The sequence below is a fragment of the Methanofollis fontis genome, from assembly GCF_004297185.1.
In the GTDB taxonomy this organism is placed as follows: Archaea; Halobacteriota; Methanomicrobia; order Methanomicrobiales; family Methanofollaceae; genus Methanofollis; species Methanofollis fontis.
Genome location: NZ_PGCL01000003.1, coordinates 277,738 through 296,091 on the forward strand (window position 1 = coordinate 277,738; position 18,354 = coordinate 296,091).

Below are 18,354 nucleotides of genomic sequence, written 5' to 3' on the forward strand. Positions count from 1 at the left end.
CGGACGGTCTGCAGCTGCATGCATCGCACTGCGAGAGGTTATCTGCCATTTTTTCCGGCATCAGGGCCGGGAGATGGCATGGAGAGAGACGACCGACCCCTACCGGATCTTCGTCTCGGAAGTGATGCTCCAGCAGACACAGGTGGAACGGGTAAAATCGAAATATCCCGGGTTTATCAGCCGTTTCCCCGACTTTGCATCGCTGGCCGCTGCGGAGACAGCCGATATCCTTGATGAATGGCAGGGCCTGGGCTACAATCGGAGGGCCCTCGCCCTCCGGGGTGCGGCGCAGGAGGTGATGGAGCGTTTTTCCGGACAACTCCCCGGGGAGGTCAGGGACCTCGAGAGTCTTCCCGGGATCGGGCATGCCACCGCCTCGTCGATCGCCGCCTTCGCCTTCAACAGACCCACGGTCTTCATTGAAACGAATATCAGGCGGGTGTTCATCCACTTTTTTTTCAGGGATGAGGACGGGATCAGCGATGCCGAAATCCTGCCGCTCGTGGAGATGACCGTCGACCGGAAGCACCCGCGGGAGTTCTACTGGGGGATCATGGACTATGGGACCATGCTGAAGAAACGCTACCCGAACCCGAACCGAAGGAGCGCCTCCTACTCCCGACAGTCACGGTTCGAGGGTTCGGACCGGCAGGTCCGGGGCAGAATACTCCGCATCCTCCTTGAAACGGGGGTGTCTGAACCCGGAGCCCTCTATGCCGGCGCCGGCGTCGATCCCGAAAAAGGGAAACAAATTCTCGAAAGACTGAAAAAAGAGGGTTTTGTCAGGGAAGAGGGCGGAAACTACCGGATCACGTAGCGCCTGCCAGTCCCGGGAGACGGGGAAGGGCCGGAAGAGGACCGGCACTGTTCTCCGCACGATACCACTCGGGCACAGCGATCACCCCATAGGCGGTCGGGCCAAACGGAAGGTGGCCTTCAAACACCATCCGCCCCTCCGGATCATAGCCGATGAACCGGGTTTCGACGATCTCCGCATGAGCGGGGACCTGATGCACCCCTTCAGGCGTGGCCGCAACGATCGTTACATTATCCGCACCGCCATGGTCCTCGACCCATGCCCCGTCCACGCTCATCCGCACGCTGGCCGGAGATGACGGATCGGGCGTTTCCAGCAGCACACTGATGACCGAGACGCCGTTGAAGATATGGGCGATCTCGGGCACCTCTCCGGTCGGTTCCAGCACGAACGCCTTCAGGAGATCAGAACTGCCCTCATTCCCCATGGCGACCGCCGGGTTCTCCGCTGTCCCATCATCGGACTCTTCGGCAACAGGCGCCCCGATATGCTCGAAGACCAGCACCCTCGGCGATCCGCCGCCGATGCCGGCGGCAACATACCTTCCGTCAGGGGTGATCGCCACGCTCTCAGCAATGCCGGAGGCAGGGAACTCCCCGGTCACCTCGCCCTGGGCGTTGAGCAGCACGACCTGTTTTCCATATGCTGCCGCAACATATTCGCCTTCAGCGGAGACATCGACACCCAGCACCCGGGATCCCGCAACATGCCTCCAGAGAAGGGTCCCGTTGCGATCGAAGAAATACAACACCTTGTCATATGAACCAGCGGCCACATAGTCTCCTTCTGGCGATATGGACACACTGCAGACGGTGTTTCCGGTCTCATACGACCAGAGAAGGGTTCCCTGCCCGTTATAGAGGTGAACCTTCTCGTCCTTTGAACCGACCGCAAGCAGAGAACCGTCTGATGAGAGCGACAGACTGACGGCGTCGTCTTCAAGACTCCGGGTCCACCGGCGCTGACCGCCAGCTGTCATGAGACTGAGCGTGGAATCGTCATACCCACCGGCGATATACTCGCCATCGGCAGAGAGGGCCGTGCTGAACGCAAAATAATCTGATTCAAACTGCTGGAGCAGGTCGCCGTTCCGCCCGAATATACGGAGTTTATCTGAGGCCACCGCAATGCTCTGCCCGTCTCCTGAAACGGCAACCTGATAGACCGGACACCCTGTGGGATATTCCCAGAGGAGCGAACCATTCTCCGAGAGTATGGAGACGCCGCCCTTTCCTTGCGTACCGGCAGCAATGACCGTGGCGTCATCGTTGAACGAGGTTGTGACCACCCGTCCCCCGAGGCCGACATTCACCAGAGATCCGTTTCTGTCTTCAATCGCCGCCGCCGGGACCGTGATCAGGAGTGCGAACGCTAGAACTATCAGTATCTGTTTCATGTACCGTCCCCCGCACATCCGGTGCACCGCACCTGATGAACATCTGCAATCATCTCTGTTGGGCGAGGGCATTAACGCTTGTGATGGGGATAAAAAAAGGACATCTGGAGAGCGACACCTTCAGAGCGCCGCAATACCACCGTAATCAATCATGTTGCTGAAAACGGTCAGAATATCCTTTTTACCATTTGCGACATCGATATAAACGATAAATCGGTCATCGATGCCCACGTACAGAATATATTCTTCATCGATCTTGTCGGTGAACTCCCATGCAGGATATCCCTCGACTGATGTTGACTTCCATGAAAACTCAGGTGTTTCGACCATGGTGGCCGTGTCCCAGATCGCCCAGTAGCCCTCCTTCATACCTGCGGTGTCCTGGATGATCACCGTCACCTCGACATCCGGATTTGTGGTCTGGGTATAGGTGGCCTCAGCCCAGCTCCATTGCTGACCACCCGACGCCATCATCATGCCGGTCTTCTCTCCTTCCACCCAGTTTGCGGTTGCAGAAGGCAGGAACGCCATCAGTTCGGTGTAGTGAACGGCAGACACCGACGATGGAGCAGTCTCCCCATCACCACCATTTTCTGTCTCCTGCGGGGCGGTGGTCGTGGTCGGGACCGCATCTGATTCTGAAGAGTCAGAACACCCTGCAACCATGGACATGCAGAGGATCAACACCACCAGAAGCCCCGTCACAAGAACTGCAGATGAACGAGACATATTTTTCACCATTGACATCACCACCCCTCACTTGGATTTATATTATAAAATAGTATCGCAATTATTTATCTATCGATTTGTTATTTCCAATATCGAGGTATAATGCTATCGCACCTCCGGCACCAGAATGGGACATTCTGGTGTGGAGGAAAACCTTATATTTTGGTGCGTCAAGCGGACGTGCGGGGAGAGGATGCTGAAAGCAGAATGGAAGGGGACAATTCTCGCAGAAAGCAGTGAGGTCCGGATGATCGAAGGAAATGTCTATTTTCCTCCGGAATCCGTCCATCATGAGTACCTGCGGGAGTCGTCCACATGCACCACCTGCCCGTGGAAGGGAGAGGCACACTTTTATTCGGTTGTGGTGAAGGGGGACGAGAACAGGGACGCCGCATGGTACTATCCTGAACCAAAACCTGCCGCAGAACAGATTCGCAATTATATCGCCTTCTGGAAAGGGGTAAAATTTAAAGAGTAACAGGTTCAAATCGCAAAATATTTTATTAAGAATAAGAAAAAGGCAGATGGGAGGTAATTCATGGAGATTGTAAAGATTCCAAGAATGGAGAAGGAAGAATACGATTCACTCATTGCGGAGGGATATATCGCTCGCATTGCGTTCCAGGGGGACAAATATCCCTATATTGCTCCGTTTCTGTATGTATTTGATGGAAAATTCCTGTATTTCCTCTCCACAAAATACGGCAGAAAGAACGATCTCTTCAGGCAGAGTCCGCATGTCTCGGTGGAGGTGGAGAAGTACACCCAGGACCTCTCCTGCTACACCTTCGTGACCATGCAGGGATATCTCCAGCAGGAGGAGGACGCCATCCAGAAGAAGATCATCAGGGAACGTTTTGTGAATATGATCAAGGAGCGCAAACTCTCCAGGAACATCCTTGCCGCCCTCGGGCATAAGCCTGAGGACCCCGTTGAGTCAATCGCCTCTGAAGAGCGTTCCAACATCTGGAAACTGACCGGCGTCGTCGATATCGTGGCGCTGAAAAACCTCTGACTTTTTTTTTACTTCTGTATCCGGGCCTCGACCTCTCCAAGGGCCCGGTCGACACAGACGGCGATCAGGATCGCCGGCACCGCACCGGAGAGCAGCGTTGCGATGTTGCTCCCTGATATCCCCTCGAAGATCAGGGTGCCGAGTCCGCCGCTCCCGATGATGGCGGTGAGTACGGCCACGCTGTTTGTCAGGATGGCGGCAAACCTGATCCCGGCAAACATCGCCGGGTAGGCGTGGGGGAACCGGATATACCGGGTGATCTGTCCGTTGGTCAGGCCGATGCCCCGGGCCGCCTCTACCGAGGTCGGATCCGTGGTCGAGAGCCCGATCCAGGTGTTCTTGACGATCGGGAGAAACGCCCTGAAGACGAGCACGATGATAGCGGGATAAAACCCGATCCCGAGGAGGGGGACGACGAATGCGACGACTGCAAGACTCGGAATCGCCTGCACGAGGTTTGCGGCGGTCATCACCACCGACGCCACCGGGCGCGAGGAGAGGGAGAGCACCGCGAGGGGGACGGCGATCGCAATCGAGATGACCAGGGCTGCATAGGCAAGCACGATATGCTGGGCGGTGGCGCCGAGCAGCACCTCGACAGCTACCATTCGCCGTACCTCCTCTGGAAGCGTTTCTCGATGAGGCCTGCAACACCGTCCAGGATGACGGCGAGCAGACCGACCCATGCCCCGGCGAGCAGGATGATCTCGGGGATATTGTTGAAGATGCCCGTCTGGAGCGGCACACCCAGTCCGCCGGCACCGATGAGACCGCCGAGCGTGACGATGCCCATCGTGAACACCACGGCGATCCGGATCCCCCCGGCCACAAGGGGCAGGGCAAGCGGGATACGGATCTGCGTCAGCACCTCATGTTCAGTCAGTCCGATCGCCGTTGCAACCTCGATCTGCTCCCGGCCGACACTGATCAGCCCGGTATAGGCATTGCGGGCGATTGGCAGGATCGAGTAGAGGATGGAGGCGATGACGGTCGGCATGGCTCCGATGCCGACAAACGGGATCAGGAGGGCAAGGAGTGCAAGGTCGGGGAAGGTCTCAAGCACATTGAGCAGTGCGAACACGCTCCCCGAATACCGCTGCCGCCGGTAGAGGAGGATGCCGAGTCCGATCCCGATGACGACAGAGACGCTCAGGGCGGCGGCGAACATGCTCAGGTGCTCGACGGTCCGGGCGGTCATCTGGTAGGTCTGCCAGAGTGTGACCGTTTCGGCGATCAGGTCCATCAGATCAGCCTTCTCAGGACCTCATCGCAGAGAAAAAGTCCTGCGGGTTTTTCTCCGTCCATCACCAGTGCAAAGGAACCTCCTGACTCCTTCAGGACCTGAAGCGCCTCCGAGGCGGGAGTGTCGAGGGCGAAGACCGGCGGGAGCGCGGCGATATCACCCATCGTCAGGGCTTCATGACGGCGTGTAAACGCCTCGCGACGCCTGACGGTGCCGAGCACCTGTTCGCCCTCCTTGACGATCGCCACCCCCGTATCCTCGTCCATCATCGTGCACAACCCCTCCTGCACGCCGGCAGAGGCGGAAAAAAAGTAGCGTCTGAGAACCGGCGTCATCAGGTCACGGACGCTCAATGTCTCAAGGTGCCGGAATTTTCGGTCGGCATCGACCATATTGGCCACGATCCCGGAAACCGGGTGCAGGATCAGGTCTTCCGGTGTCCCGACCTGTACCAGGCGGGCGTCATGCATGATGGCGATCCGGTCGCCGAGCCTGAAGGCTTCGTCGATGTCATGGGTGACGAAGACGATCGTCCTGCCCAGTTCCTCCTTGATCCGGCAGAACTCGTCCTGCAACTGTTTTCTGAGGATCGGATCCAGGGCGCCGAAGGGTTCGTCCATCAGCAGCAACGGCGGGTCCATTGCAAGGGCGCGGGCCAGACCGACCCGTTGCTGCTGCCCGCCGGAGAGTTCCCTCGGGTAGCGGTCATAATAGGTCTCGGGTGGGAGGTCGACGAGTTCCAGCAGGTACTGGACCCGCTCCCTGATGCGTTCGCCCGTCCATCCCTCGATCCGCGGCACCAGACCCACATTCTCCCCCACGCTCATATGGGGAAAGAGCCCGATCTGCTGGATGACATACCCGATGTTCCGCCGCAGTGCAACCGGATCGACCGATGCGATGGCGGTGTTGTTGATCCGGATCTCGCCGCTGTCCGGTTCGATCAACCGGTTGATCATCCGGAGGGTCGTCGTCTTCCCGGATCCGCTGGCGCCGATCAGGATCAGCAGTTCGCCCCCTTCGACACTGAGGTCGAGATCCTCGACCGCCGCCCGACCGTCGTAACGTTTGGTGACCCCGGTGAGAGCGATCCGGTCGATCCGTTCGAATAGGCGTTGTTCGCTCATGGACAGGAAAAAAAGGGGGATTTATCCCTGGATCAGTCCTTCGGAAACGAGATATTCCTGTGCGATTTCTCTCGCCTCACGTTTTTCCAGGTCGAACTCGGCGTTCAGCTCCCGCATCCGGTCGGTATCGATCCGGTCGGAGAGGAGGTCCAGGGTCTCGACCGCCTTCTGGTCACCGGCGATCCGGTCGTTCACCAGCATGATCGCATGATAGGGCGGGAAGGCCGAGCGTTCGTCCTCCAGTATGCGGAGGTCGTAGAGGTCCACCCGCGTATCGGTGGTGTAGGGAGTGATCGCATCCACCTCCCCGCTCCTGATGGCGTCGTACATCAGGGTGGGGGACATCTGACGGGAGTCGGCGAAGGTGAAGTTATAGACCCGCTGCAGCTGCGGCAGACCGTCCTCGCGGTTCGGGAAGACATAATCGGTGCCGAGCGTCATGTCGCCGATATATGGGGCGAGATCGGTGATCGTCGTCACATTGCGCTCAACCGCCCATGCTTCAGGCACGGCGATGGTGTAATCGTCCCTGAAGCCGATCCTGGAGAGCACGGTGATCCCCTCTCCCGCCAGCCCCTCCTTCACCTGTTCATAGACCGCATCCGGTTCCCAGACATCCATCGGCGGCAGTTTGAGGAGCTGTGAATAGGCCGTGCCGGTGTACTCCACATAGACATCGATCTGCCCCTTTTTCATGCCCTCAAACAGGGTGGCGTCGTTGAGGTTCGTCTTTACCTCGGTGTCATAGCCCCGGTCCTCAAGGAGAAGGGCGATCATCTCCGCCAGAATATATTGTTCGTTAAAGGTCTTTCCACCGACGACCACGGTCGCCCCGCTCTCCCCGGATGTCGCCGTGCATCCTGCCGCACAGATGCATCCCAGGACGAGGACAATCACACAGACTGCTTCAGCTCTCATGCTCTCTCCCTTTCAGGTGGGAAAAAACAGGCCGCGATATTTATAATTAACTACGAATAGATCTGGCGGCGGCGATCAGTGAGGTGATGGAGGCCTCTTCCGTGCCGGTTTCGGACAGCATCCGGTTCACACCGGCATGGGTGGTCAGGACTATGGTCCTGCCGATCACAATCGTGCTGCGCCTTCAACCGGCCCCCTCCGTTCGCTGTTCGATGGGACCATTGCCCGAAGCGTCGATAAACTATAAATCCTACAGCGTAGGAGAGGAAACATGAGGTGACTAAAATGCCCGAATTCACCAATCCCTTTGCAGGAAACGCCAACAGCAGAAAGCTGACCGATATCGAGCTTGTACGTGCGATCAGGTTCCAGATTGCTGCCGAATATGAGGCAGTGCAGCTCTACCAGCAGCTCGCCGAGTCCACCGATAACGACCTTGCAAAGGCCGTGCTCTATGACATCGCCGAGGAGGAGATCGTCCATGCCGGCGAGTTTCTCAGGCTGCTGAAGGAGCTCGCTCCTGACGAAGCGGGCTACTACGAGAAAGGCGCCCGTGAAGTCGAGGAGATGATCGAGGACCTCAAGAAATAGGTCCGCCCTCTTTTTTTCCCCGCGTGTAGTGCTCGATCTCGCCGTAGGCCGAGAGCCTGCCGTTTTCCAGCACCGAAACCGCCCCGTGGCCGCCGCAGACCAGACAGCGGCGGGATGAGGGGGCGAGCGCCCGGTCCACATCTGCCGCAATCTCGAGCAGCGCCCGCCGTTCCGTCCTGGCCACGTCCGAATTCACATTGACCGATGTGACCAGGAAATCTGCCAGGGAACTGTAGCGTCTCCGCGCCTCCGTGAGGCTCCCGAAGTTGATCACGGTGTCGCTCGTGAGCAGTATCCCCGCCTCCGGGCAAAAGAGATAGACCAGGCCATGGAGGTGACCGCCCAGGCTTTCGAGCACCTCGAACTCCATCCCCGCGAAGGTGAAGCGATCGAGCACCGGAAAGATCCCGCGCATCTCGCCATCGGGTTCCGGGAAGAGGGTGTAGTCCTCAGGCGGGGTGAACCGGGAGAAGAGGTTGATGATCGTCGTATATACCGATTCAAGGATGGAGGACTCGACCGGCGAACCGGTGGCGCGGTTCTGGCTCTGGATGATCGCCTCGGTGCCGCGGTGCAGGAAGGCAGGTGCCTGGTAGAAGCCGCCGGCCCCGCAGTGGTCGGCGTCGGCATGGGTGATGACAACCCGGCGGAGTTTTGTGCCGTCGGCCACCCCGTAATGGCGGAACATCTCGATCACGTCCGGATAATAGATGCCGTAACCGGTATCCACCATCATCGCCTCGTCTGCCGTCTCGAACACATAGATGTTCCCGCCGCCCGGCAGCTGGAAGCAGATCAGCGTCATCCCGGCGCCGACGTCGATACGCTGGACGTCGGCATAAAATTCCTCTCCTGACGTCCTTTTCAGGGTCTCGCCGGTCTCGGTGATGCTCGCAAACACCTGCAGGGGGTCTTCACCGCGGTTCGTGAGCTCCTGGACGATATGGTTGATCTCCTGGAGGAGGTGGAGCAGGAAGGGGTCCTCCGCCGATCCGATCAGCGTTCTGAGGCGCTGGGCAAAGCAGACATAGAAGACCGTGTCGTCCAGCCTCTCGCCGGTGGTGTCATAGTCCAGGATCTCAAGGGGATAGCGGGACTTCAGGGCGTTCAGGAGGGCATCGACGTTCTCGCTCTCCTCGAGACTGAGGCTCACCGTCAAACGGTCCGGGTGCTTCCCGGAGTCGTCGAAATCGACATGCGCGATATTTGCCCCGGCATCGGTGGTCATCTCGAGGAAATCGGCGAGGGCGCCGGGGTGGTGGGGGAGCTGGACATTGAAGCGGAGAAAACTGATCGCCGGAAGGCGACGCTGGAGGTAGCCAATGGCGGCGAGTTCGTCCTGTATCGAGAGGTAATCGGGAAAGGATGCCGTCACCTCGAAGAAGACCGTGGAGGGATCGATGCATCTGCTGTACTGAATCCGGTTGATATTGCCCCCATAGCGCTTGATGATCGCTGCCGCACGCTGGAGAGAGCCCGGACTGTCGGGCATACGGGCAATAAAGGAGAATTTCTCGTCCTGCGCCACCATATCAGAAATAAGGTTTGATCGGAGCCGACATAAATTCATGGTGCAGGAGAGGCCGGCACGAGCACAAAGAGGGCAAATCCCATATATTCCCGACCATATCCGGCATATTCGTCCTGGATGCGGTGGAGGTAGTCCCTGACCCCGGGCAGGGCGGGATCGTCCGGGTTTTCCGCCATCCATGCCAGGAGTCCGCCCCAGTTCCCGGACTCGTAGGCGTCCCAGTCGTCTGCCGTCGCCCTCAGAACGCCCCTCACCTCATATCCGGCCTCACCCGCCGCCGAGAGGATCTCGTATTCGGTGAGCACGTCGCCCCATTCTCGGCTGAACTCGGGTGGGACCGATGCCCGCTCCCAGTAGCGCTCCCCGATCACGATCCTGCCGGCATCGCCGATCCATTCCCCCATCGCCTCCAGCGCCCCGCAGAACCCGCCCCAGATATGCGAGGACCCGATGCAGGCGGCGCAGGTATAGGAAGCGTCGGGCATCTCCTCAAGGACGTCGCCGCGGGTGATGGCGATCCTGTCAGAAAGTCCGCCACTCGCAATTGTTTCTGCCGCCCTGCGGCATGCCTCCTCCCTGAGGTCGATGCCCCGACCACTGATACCGAAACGCTCCCCCCAGAGGGAGAGGATCGTCCCGTAGCCGCACCCGAACTCGATCACCCGGTCCCCCGCGGTGAGGGCAGCCATCTCGCCGGCCCGGACCACCTTTTCGGGCGTGGTCGGGTTCATGATCGCCATGAACCGGGTGGAGATGGTGATGAGGTCGTAATAATCCATGAACAGAAGGGGAGGTGCGGAGGTAAATATTCAGCAGACAAAAAATGAGAGAGGTCCTGGTTCCCTCTGGTTGATTGGACGGGAAAGCGGGTTTATCGCCTTCACAGCCTGCTGGACTTCGTGCTCTTCTTTTCCTTTGCGTTTACCTTCTCGGCTCCGGCTTCCTTTCCCTTTGCCGGGGTGCGCTTCTGGTTTTCGTATGGCATGAGATGAATCACCTCCGTATCTGTATGATCCGGAGATTCTCCCGGCCGCTCATAAATCTATCTCCTGCTTGCAGGATGATATGGCGCCGGTTGCCAGATCCGGGCGGATATGTGCGGCTCCGCCGGGGGCACCACGCGGGCGCGCACCGGGAGGTATTAGAGGTCGATCTCGATGCCGATGGGGCAGTGGTCAGACCCCGTCACCTCAGGCAGGATGAAGGCGTCCTTCACCCGCCCGGCGAGGTCCGAACTCACGAAGAAGTAATCGATCCGCCATCCGACATTCCGGTCCCGCGCCCGGCTTTTCAGGTCCCAGTAGGTGTAGTGGCCCCCGCCGGACTCGAAGAGCCTGAAGGTGTCCACAAGCCCGCGGTCGATCCAGCGGTCGAGGGCGGCGCATTCCTCAGGGAGAAATCCGGAGACCTTGCGGTTTGGGGCGGGCCGCGCCAGGTCGATGGCGCGGTGGGCGGTGTTTACGTCGCCGCAGACGATGACGCCGCGCCCGGTCTCCATACAGGCTCCGACAGATTCGAGAAAGGCGTCATAGAAGTGCATCTTATAGGCAAGACGCTCCTGGGACATCTTGCCGTTCGGGAAATAGATGTCGAAGAGCACGAACCCGGGGTATTCGGCGATGATGATCCGCCCCTCCTCGCCGAAGCGTCCGTCGAAATCACGGCGGTAGGAGAGCGGCTTTTCCCGGGTGTAGAGGGCGACGCCGCTGTAGCCGCGGCGTTCGGCAGAGGAGAAGAGGGCATGATACCCGGGAGGGGAGAGCAGGTCATCCGGGACCTGCTCTTCCTGCGCCTTCGTCTCCTGAATACAGAGAATATCGAATGTTTCGTCCCTGAACCATTCGCAGAACCCTTTCTTATGGACCGAACGGATGCCGTTCACGTTCCATGACAGAAGCCTCATCAGATCGAAAATGGAAGAGCGGGGAGATAAAGGGTGGGCATCAGTGCCTGACGCCGCGTTTCCTGAGCTCTTCGGATTTTTTCTGCGAGCACTCCTCGCACCGGAATTCGGGTTCGTTGTCGTCGGTCTTGTCGTAGTTGTCGGTTTTTACCAGGCGGTAACCCCGGCAGATCCGTCCGCAGTCCACGCACCTGATGTTCTCGCGCACCTCCCACTGGGCGTCGAGCGCCTTTGAGGTGAAGATGAAGCGGTCCACCCAGAAGAAGATGAGACCGCCGATGAGGTTGGCGATGATGGTGGCATACAGGGGGTCCATGGAGGAGAGGACGATCAGCACCCCGGCAAGGATGGGGGTGGAGAGCTGCCAGCGGATCAGGTAGAGGCCGTAGCGCTTGAAGTTGACATCCATAGCTCTGGAGTACTCTCTCGTCGGCGGGTTCATAAGGGCATGGATGGGGGACATCCGGGCAGGCCCACCAGCATCACAAAGGAGGCGGAGAGGGATGCGAATTATTCTCAATTCCAATCATCCCTGCCGATCGGCAGGGGGCGCGAACAGATGCCCAATTTAAAAAAAAAGGTTTATTCGACCGCTTCGGCCGAGAGGATCCTGACCTCCTTGACCGGGCGGTCCCTGGGAGTGGTGCGGGTCTTTCCGATGGCGTCGACGACGTCCATCCCCTCGATCACCTTCCCGAAGACCGGGTGGTTGCGGTCGAGATAGGTGTTGTCCACCAGGTTGATGAAGAACTGCGAACCGCCGGTGTTCGGGCCCGCATTCGCCATCGAGATCGTCCCCCTCAGGTTGTTGTTGGCAGCGGTGAACTCGTCCGGGATGTGGTATCCCGGTCCGCCGGTGCCGTCGCCGGAGGGGTCGCCGCCCTGGATCATGAAGCCGTCGATGACGCGGTGGAAGATCACGCCGTTGTAGAAGCCTTCCCTGACGAGTTTCTCAAAGTTGCCAGCGGTGATCGGCATATCGCCATAGAGCTGGATGGTGATGTCGCCCGCCGTGGTGTGGAGGACGATCCCGGTTCCTGCAGGATGGTCTGTCATAAAAATCATCTCTTCATCGATGGATGAAGGGATAGTTCTTCTGCACAACCATCATCATCTGCCGGCACCGTATGCGTCCCTGTGCCATGACGACTGATGACGACCTGCGCAAACAGCAGCACGAGATGATGCTCGCGGAGTTCCTCGCCCGACTCTCCCACGAACGCCCGGAATACCGCTGGGGTGCGGCGGACGCCCTCGGCAGACTCCGGGACGCCCGTGCGGTGGACCCGCTGATCGCCGCCATGGATGACCCCGACCCACGGGTGCGCAAGAAGGCGGCATGGGCGCTCGGGCAGATCGGCGATGCACGGGGGCAGCGGGCACTGCTCGCGGCATTCAGGGATCCGGACGAGAATGTGCGTGAGATCGCCGGCGAGGCATATGAGATCCTGAAGGAGAAGATGTTCCGTTGATACTGTGAGGGGGGTCCGGAATGAGGATTCCTGGGGTCGGGAGAGAAAGCGGGGCGGCAGAGGGAGACATCGAGGATCTGTCTGCTCCGACATTGCGACTGTGCAGACCTCTTCTCCCGCCGGCAGAAATCATACCTCTCCAGGTCTCCATTAGCCACACCCTGATCCGCATTTCCGTGCTGTTTGGTGACATTCCCGATCTCCTGACCGGGCAGGAAACAACTGGTTTATACCCGGGCAGCGGATTTCATACTGGATGACCGGGAAGATGACACCCGCCATGCGGCAGTTCTATACGATGAAGGAGAAGCATCCGGACTGCATCATTTTTTTCCGCATGGGAGACTTTTACGAGACATTCGGTCATGACGCCGAGGTGGTGGCCCGGGACCTCGACATCGTGCTGACCGCCCGGGGCAAGGACCGGGAGGGGAACCGGATGCCCCTTGCCGGCGTGCCCTACCATGCGGCCGAGACCTATATCTCCCGCCTCGTCTCGAAGGGGCACCGGGTAGCGGTCTGCGAGCAGATCGAGGACCCGAAGAAGGTGAAGGGGATCGTGAAGCGGGACGTGGTGCGGGTGATCACGCCCGGCACCGTCATCGACGAATCGATGATCGGATCGGCGCATGCACGCTACCTGATGGCGCTCTGCCAGGATGGTGGGCGGCGGCGGGTCGGCATGGCATTCCTGGACATCTCCACCGGGGAATTTTTTGTGGAGGAGCGGGACGCCGACGGGGAGGATATGGGCGTCGTGCTCTCCGAGGTGGAGCGCTACCGCCCGCAGGAGTGCATTGCCGTATCCGTCCCCCCTGCCCTGGAGCGGCGCCTTTCAGAGGAGGGCGTGGTGGTCACCACCTTCAGGGAGGAGGCGTTTGAGCCTGCACGGGCCCGCACCGCCCTCCTCGAGCATTTCGGCACCCATTCCCTCGAGGGGTTCGGGTGCGAGGAGGGCATGGACACCGCCGTCCGCGCCGCCGGTGCGGCGCTGATCTATGCCACCGAGACGCAGTTCACCGCCCTCTCCCATATCACCGGCCTCTCGGTCCGCCTGCCGGCAGAACAGATGGCGCTTGATGCGATCACCCTCAAAAACCTGGAGGTCACGGCGACCATCCGCGGCGAGGGAAAGGAGGGCACCCTTCTGCATGTGCTCGACCGCACAAAAACGGCGATGGGAAGCCGGACCCTCAGGGACCGCCTCGTCAACCCCCTTCTCTCGGTCGCCGGGATCAACCGCCGTCTCGATGCCGTCGAATATTTCTGCGGCAACACCGCCGTCCGCACGGGTCTTCGCGATCTCCTTCGCGGATGCGCCGATATCGAACGGATTGCCGGGCGGATCGCCTACGGCAATGCCACGCCCAGGGACCTGATCAACCTGATGACCTCGCTCGATGCCGTCTCCGGGATCCGCACCTTTCTCCCGGACGACGTCCCGCCCGAGATCGCCGACGCCTGTGGCGCCCTCGGCGATTTTTCCGATGTGATCGACCTGATCGGGAGGGCCATCGTCGATGAGCCCCCGGCAAACCTCAAGAACGGCGGGGTGATCAGGGGGGGATACAGCCCCGACCTCGACGAACTGCGTGGCCTCTCCGGTTCCGGGCGTTCATGGATCGCCGAATTCCAGCAGTCGGAACGGGAGCGGACCGGCATCAAGTCCCTGAAGGTGAAGTACAACCGGGTCTTCGGCTACTCCATCGAGGTGACAAAACCCAACCTCCACCTCGTCCCGCCGGAGTACGAGCGGCGGCAGACGACCGCAAACGGCGAACGCTTCACCACGCCCGCCCTGCGGGAGAAGGAGACGATCATCACCAATGCCGACGAACGCCTCCTCTCCCTGGAGGCCGAACTCTTTGCCGGACTGATCCAGACCCTTGCCGGATACACCGGCGGCTTCCAGGAGACCGGGCGGGCCGTCGGCGTGCTCGACGTCCATGCGGCGCTCGCCGGGGTGGCCCTTCACAACGCCTATTCCCGCCCTGAGATCACCGACAACACAAAGACCATCATCAGGGACGGGCGCCACCCGGTCGTCGAGGAGATGACGCCCGGCGCCTTCGTCCCGAACGACACCCTCATCGACGGGGGAGGCGACCAGGTGCTGATCATCACCGGGGCCAACATGGCCGGAAAATCCACCTACATGCGGGCCGTCGCCCTGATCACCATCATGGCGCAGATCGGGAGTTTCGTGCCCGCCTCCTACGCCTCGATCGGTCTCGTGGACCGGGTGTTCACGCGGGTCGGCGCCTCCGACGACCTTGCGAGCGGTCGGAGCACCTTCATGGTCGAGATGCAGGAGTGCGCCAACATCCTGAACAATGTGACCGACCGGAGTCTTGTCGTCCTGGACGAGATCGGGCGGGGCACGAGCACCATCGACGGGTATGCGATCGCCAGGGCCGTGCTCGAGTACCTGCACGGGAGCGGGCGGCAGGGGCCCCGCACCCTCTTCGCCACCCACTTCCACCAGCTCATAGAGGTGGAGGGGAGCCTGAAGAGGGTGAGAAATTTCCATTTCGCCGTCAAGGAGACGGGATCTGAGGTGATATTCCTCAGGAAGATCATCCCCGGCGCCACCGACAAGAGTTATGGCGTCCATGTCGCCCGTCTTGCCGGCGTGCCGGCGAAGGTGACGAAGCGTGCCGAAGGGATCATCCGTGATATCGGGAACGGCGCCGCCTCCTCGGGCAAGGGGGGGCCGAAATACACGCAGATGCTCCTGATATCCGACAATCCGGCGCCCCCGGTGCACAATCCGGCGGTCGAGGCATTGCGCCGGATCGATCCCGACACCCTGAGCCCGCGCCAGGCGCTCGAGAAGATCTATGAACTGCGCAAACTCGCCGGAAACGAGGAGGGATCAGAATGAACGGGGACGACGGGGCCATCCACGTGCTGGACACCCGGACGATCAACCAGATCGCCGCCGGTGAGGTGGTCGAACGACCGGCATCGGTGGTCAAGGAACTCGTCGAGAACGCCATCGACGCCGGGGCGCACCTGATCCGGGTGGAGGTGAACAGCGACCGCCGGCACATCACCGGCATCAGGGTGACCGACGACGGTATCGGCATGGGAAGGGGGGATGCCGTCCTCGCCTTTAAGGAGCATGCGACCAGCAAGATCCGGGCGATCGACGACCTCGACAGCGTCCTCAGCCTCGGTTTCCGCGGCGAGGCATTGCCGAGCATCGCATCGGTCGCCGAGGTCGCCCTGGTCACGCGGCCGCGGGGCGGAGACGTCATCGCCGGGACGCGGGTGAGGATCCGGGGCGGTGCGGCGCCCGAGGTCTCAGAGACCGGTGCACCTGAGGGCACGAGCGTGGAGGTGCACGACCTCTTCTATAACACCCCGGCCCGAAGTAAGTTCCTGAAGTCCCTGCACACCGAACTTGCCCATATCAGCGGCGTGATCGAACGCACCGCTCTTTCCCGGCCGGATATCGCATTCCGCCTCATCCATAACGGTCGAGAACGGATCGCAACCCATCCCGCAACCGACCTGAAGGAGACGGTCACCGAACTCTTCGGGGCGTCAACGGCCGAAAAACTTGTCCCGGTCTCGGCGTCCTCACCGGCCGTTCGGATCGGCGGCTACGTCTCCGGCCCGGCCCTCTCGCGTGCCGACCCCTACCAGATCTTCCTCTCGGTCAACGGGCGTCCGATCTCGTCCTTCCCGATCGTGCGGGCGATCCGCGACGGTTACGGCACCCTCCTCCCGAAAGACCGTTTCCCGGTCGCATTTCTCCACCTGCAGATCGACGGCGGCCGCATCGACGTCAACGTCCACCCCACAAAAAAGCAGGTCCGGTTCAGCAACGAGGCCGAGATCTGTGATATTGTGCGGGAGGGGGTGCAAACGGCCCTGAACAATGGCGGGCAGAGCGGAGCGGCGCCCTTCCATGGCGGACCTGCGACCACGGCGATCTCCCACTTCATAGAGAAAAAGCGGGAGATCCCCGGTTTCCGGGAACCAGCCGCCCCGTTCGTGCTCAACGACCGGCGACTCAGGCAGAGCGAACTCCCCCTCGCCGGTGCAGAGCGCAACCGTCTTCCCGAGATCACCGTGATCGGACAGGTCGACCGGACCTATATCATCGGGGAGGCCGAAAACCGCTCCCTGGTGATCATCGACCAGCACGCCGCCCACGAGCGGATTGTGTATGAGCAGGTGAGCGAGCGCGACAGCGGGGGAGGGCGGTCGCAGGAACTGATCATCCCGGTGCTCATCACCGTCTCCCCGCAGGAGGACGAACTGATGCGCGAGGCCCTCCCGGCGCTGTCCGACGAAGGATTCGCGGTCGAGGAGTTCGGGCCCGTCACCTATGCCGTCAACGCCATCCCGGTCATCCTCGGAAAACTCGAGGAGGCCGAGGTGATCCGTGACCTGGTCTCGGCGCTCGTGCGGGAGGGACCGGCCGACCCGGTCGGGAAGAGGGAGGAGATCCGGCGGAGGGTCGCCTGCAGGGCGGCGATCAAGGCCGGCGAAGACCTCTCGATGGAACAGATGCGCCGCCTCATACAGCAGCTCTCCTATACAAAACAGCCCTATACCTGCCCGCACGGCAGACCGACGATCATCACCTATTCAACCGACGAACTGGCCGGAATGTTCAGGCGCACCTGAAATAAAGAGATCAGGAGAGGGTGAGGGTGCCGGCGATCCTGAGCGCTCCCCCCTCCAGGTAGGTGACCACCGCCGTCGTGCCCGGCAGGTAGACCAGGTCCTTCTCCATCTCGATGGTGAGCGTGCTCCCCTCCACCGAGAGGACGCGGGAGGGCTGGTACTGCATCCAGTATCCGATATGGAGCACCATCCCTTCGGTGATCGGGGCCTTCCAGAAGGGCACCAGGTCGAGTCTGCCCGTGATCGCCGTTCCGCTGGCGATGGCCGGGTCGTTGGTGAGCACATATCCCCGGTCGAGGTCCTCGTAATCCACGTTTTTCAGGGCGAGTCCGACGCGGTCGCCGGCATATGCATCGTCCACATCGTCGTCGTGCTTCTGGATGGAGCGCACCAGGGCCGTCTTCCCGATCGGCTGGATCGTCAGCGAATCATGTTTCTTCAGGCGACCCGCGGCCACCGATCCCAGGATCACCGTTCCGATGCCGCGGACATTGAAGAAGTGGTCGATCGGGACGATGCAGGTCTTCCCGTCGGCAGGGGGGGCCTGGTCCATCTGCTCCACAGCCCCGAGCAGTTCCTCCCTGAGGGCGATTGCGTCGTCCTCGATAAAGGCGTAGCCTTCGAGGGCGGTGCCCTTCAGCAGCGGTTTCACCTGATCCGGGCTCAGGTAATTCCGCAGCACCAGATAGCCCTTCGTGATGCCGGCTGCCCCGAGCATCAGGAGGCATTCGCCGAATGCGGCGTTCAGTTCATCCACTACGACAATTGCAGCGTCAGCGAGCGACACCGAAAAGAACAGGGGTGCAAGGCGCTCGGGATACCGCGTGGGTTCGATGATCGTCACCGTATTGTGCCCTTTTTTCAGGTTATAGAAGGTGATATCGGTGCTCGTCCCTTTCTTGCCAAGGTCCTTTGCATACCCTGCGGGGCCGATTACCGCCACAGTGAGGTTTGCCATGATCATCAGTTGT

The 18,354-nt window shown here is 60.6% G+C and carries 20 protein-coding genes; 7 read left to right on the forward strand and 13 right to left on the reverse strand.

Annotated features, from left to right (window positions below; translation table 11 throughout):
- Positions 1-73: 73 nt before the first annotated feature.
- Positions 74-817, forward strand: coding sequence for an HhH-GPD family protein (locus CUJ86_RS08210; protein WP_207231398.1), 744 nt, complete (start codon positions 74-76; stop codon positions 815-817).
- On the opposite strand, the gene CUJ86_RS08215 is transcribed toward CUJ86_RS08210, so the two are convergent.
- Together CUJ86_RS08215 and CUJ86_RS08220 are read right to left on the reverse strand one after the other, a co-directional pair.
- Entirely contained in the window at positions 810-2,213 is a 1,404-nt protein-coding gene (locus CUJ86_RS08215; RefSeq protein WP_165394839.1) for a WD40 repeat domain-containing protein, read from the reverse strand. The genes CUJ86_RS08210 and CUJ86_RS08215 overlap by 8 nt on opposite strands.
- 120 nt (positions 2,214-2,333) lie before the next feature.
- Complete coding sequence (locus tag CUJ86_RS08220; protein ID WP_130647088.1) at positions 2,334-2,942, reverse strand: hypothetical protein; 609 nt, start codon at positions 2,940-2,942, stop codon at positions 2,334-2,336.
- A gap of 193 nt (positions 2,943-3,135) precedes the next feature.
- Here CUJ86_RS08220 and CUJ86_RS08225 point away from each other — a divergent pair, with 193 nt between their 5' ends.
- A complete protein-coding gene (locus tag CUJ86_RS08225) occupies positions 3,136-3,420 on the forward strand; it encodes a DUF427 domain-containing protein (protein ID WP_130647089.1) in 285 nt (94 codons plus the stop codon).
- A 60-nt stretch (positions 3,421-3,480) separates the two neighbouring features.
- A complete protein-coding gene (locus CUJ86_RS08230; RefSeq protein ID WP_130647090.1) occupies positions 3,481-3,957 on the forward strand; it encodes a pyridoxamine 5'-phosphate oxidase family protein in 477 nt (158 codons plus the stop codon).
- Positions 3,958-3,965: 8 nt separating this feature from the next.
- Here CUJ86_RS08230 and CUJ86_RS08235 read toward each other — a convergent pair whose 3' ends face one another.
- Genes CUJ86_RS08235 through CUJ86_RS12290 form a run of 5 tightly spaced genes read right to left on the reverse strand, consistent with a single transcriptional unit; the run spans position 3,966 to position 7,414 of the window.
- The gene (locus tag CUJ86_RS08235; RefSeq protein ID WP_130647091.1) at positions 3,966-4,565 is read right to left on the reverse strand and encodes an ABC transporter permease; all 600 of its coding nucleotides are present in this window, start codon (positions 4,563-4,565) and stop codon (positions 3,966-3,968) included.
- Positions 4,559-5,200, reverse strand: a complete 642-nt coding sequence (locus CUJ86_RS08240; RefSeq protein WP_207231399.1) for an ABC transporter permease — start codon at positions 5,198-5,200, stop codon at positions 4,559-4,561. The genes CUJ86_RS08235 and CUJ86_RS08240 overlap by 7 nt, the downstream gene beginning before the upstream one ends.
- Positions 5,200-6,327, reverse strand: a complete 1,128-nt coding sequence (locus tag CUJ86_RS08245) for an ABC transporter ATP-binding protein (RefSeq protein WP_130647092.1) — start codon at positions 6,325-6,327, stop codon at positions 5,200-5,202. Before CUJ86_RS08245 ends, CUJ86_RS08240 begins: the two co-directional genes overlap by 1 nt.
- Positions 6,328-6,348: 21 nt before the next feature.
- Positions 6,349-7,245, reverse strand: a complete 897-nt coding sequence (locus tag CUJ86_RS08250) for a glycine betaine ABC transporter substrate-binding protein (RefSeq protein WP_130647093.1) — start codon at positions 7,243-7,245, stop codon at positions 6,349-6,351.
- 46 nt (positions 7,246-7,291) lie between these two features.
- A complete protein-coding gene (locus tag CUJ86_RS12290) occupies positions 7,292-7,414 on the reverse strand; it encodes a hypothetical protein (protein ID WP_268878246.1) in 123 nt (40 codons plus the stop codon).
- 116 nt (positions 7,415-7,530) lie between these two features.
- Here CUJ86_RS12290 and CUJ86_RS08255 point away from each other — a divergent pair, with 116 nt between their 5' ends.
- Positions 7,531-7,836 carry a ferritin family protein gene (locus tag CUJ86_RS08255; protein ID WP_130647094.1) on the forward strand — a complete coding sequence of 102 codons (306 nt, stop codon included), beginning with the start codon at positions 7,531-7,533 and terminating at the stop codon, positions 7,834-7,836.
- On the opposite strand, the gene CUJ86_RS08260 is transcribed toward CUJ86_RS08255, so the two are convergent.
- From CUJ86_RS08260 to CUJ86_RS08280, 5 genes are all read right to left on the reverse strand, one after another.
- Complete coding sequence (locus CUJ86_RS08260) at positions 7,826-9,367, reverse strand: MBL fold metallo-hydrolase (RefSeq protein ID WP_130647095.1); 1,542 nt, start codon at positions 9,365-9,367, stop codon at positions 7,826-7,828. The two genes, CUJ86_RS08255 and CUJ86_RS08260, sit on opposite strands and share 11 nt — an antisense overlap.
- Before the next feature lie 35 nt (positions 9,368-9,402).
- A complete protein-coding gene (locus CUJ86_RS08265; protein ID WP_130647096.1) occupies positions 9,403-10,146 on the reverse strand; it encodes an SAM-dependent methyltransferase in 744 nt (247 codons plus the stop codon).
- Between the two features lie 362 nt (positions 10,147-10,508).
- Positions 10,509-11,270 (reverse strand): exodeoxyribonuclease III, encoded by a 762-nt coding sequence (locus CUJ86_RS08270; RefSeq protein WP_130647097.1) that lies wholly within the window; start codon positions 11,268-11,270, stop codon positions 10,509-10,511.
- A 40-nt stretch (positions 11,271-11,310) separates the two neighbouring features.
- Positions 11,311-11,733, reverse strand: coding sequence for a hypothetical protein (locus CUJ86_RS08275; RefSeq protein WP_235855623.1), 423 nt, complete (start codon positions 11,731-11,733; stop codon positions 11,311-11,313).
- A gap of 119 nt (positions 11,734-11,852) precedes the next feature.
- Positions 11,853-12,326, reverse strand: a complete 474-nt coding sequence (locus tag CUJ86_RS08280; RefSeq protein WP_130647098.1) for a peptidylprolyl isomerase — start codon at positions 12,324-12,326, stop codon at positions 11,853-11,855.
- 86 nt (positions 12,327-12,412) lie between these two features.
- Between CUJ86_RS08280 and CUJ86_RS08285 the strand changes: the two genes are divergently transcribed.
- The 3 genes from CUJ86_RS08285 (at position 12,413) to mutL (ending at position 17,383) form a co-directional block, all read left to right on the forward strand.
- A complete protein-coding gene (locus CUJ86_RS08285) occupies positions 12,413-12,742 on the forward strand; it encodes a HEAT repeat domain-containing protein (protein WP_235855624.1) in 330 nt (109 codons plus the stop codon).
- A gap of 256 nt (positions 12,743-12,998) precedes the next feature.
- A complete protein-coding gene (gene mutS / locus CUJ86_RS08290) occupies positions 12,999-15,626 on the forward strand; it encodes a DNA mismatch repair protein MutS (protein WP_130647099.1) in 2,628 nt (875 codons plus the stop codon).
- Positions 15,623-17,383 (forward strand): DNA mismatch repair endonuclease MutL, encoded by a 1,761-nt coding sequence (gene mutL / locus CUJ86_RS08295; protein ID WP_130647100.1) that lies wholly within the window; start codon positions 15,623-15,625, stop codon positions 17,381-17,383. Before mutS ends, mutL begins: the two co-directional genes overlap by 4 nt.
- A 10-nt stretch (positions 17,384-17,393) precedes the next feature.
- Here mutL and CUJ86_RS08300 read toward each other — a convergent pair whose 3' ends face one another.
- The gene (locus CUJ86_RS08300) at positions 17,394-18,341 is read right to left on the reverse strand and encodes an EF-Tu/IF-2/RF-3 family GTPase (protein ID WP_130647101.1); all 948 of its coding nucleotides are present in this window, start codon (positions 18,339-18,341) and stop codon (positions 17,394-17,396) included.
- Positions 18,342-18,354 lie beyond the last annotated feature (13 nt).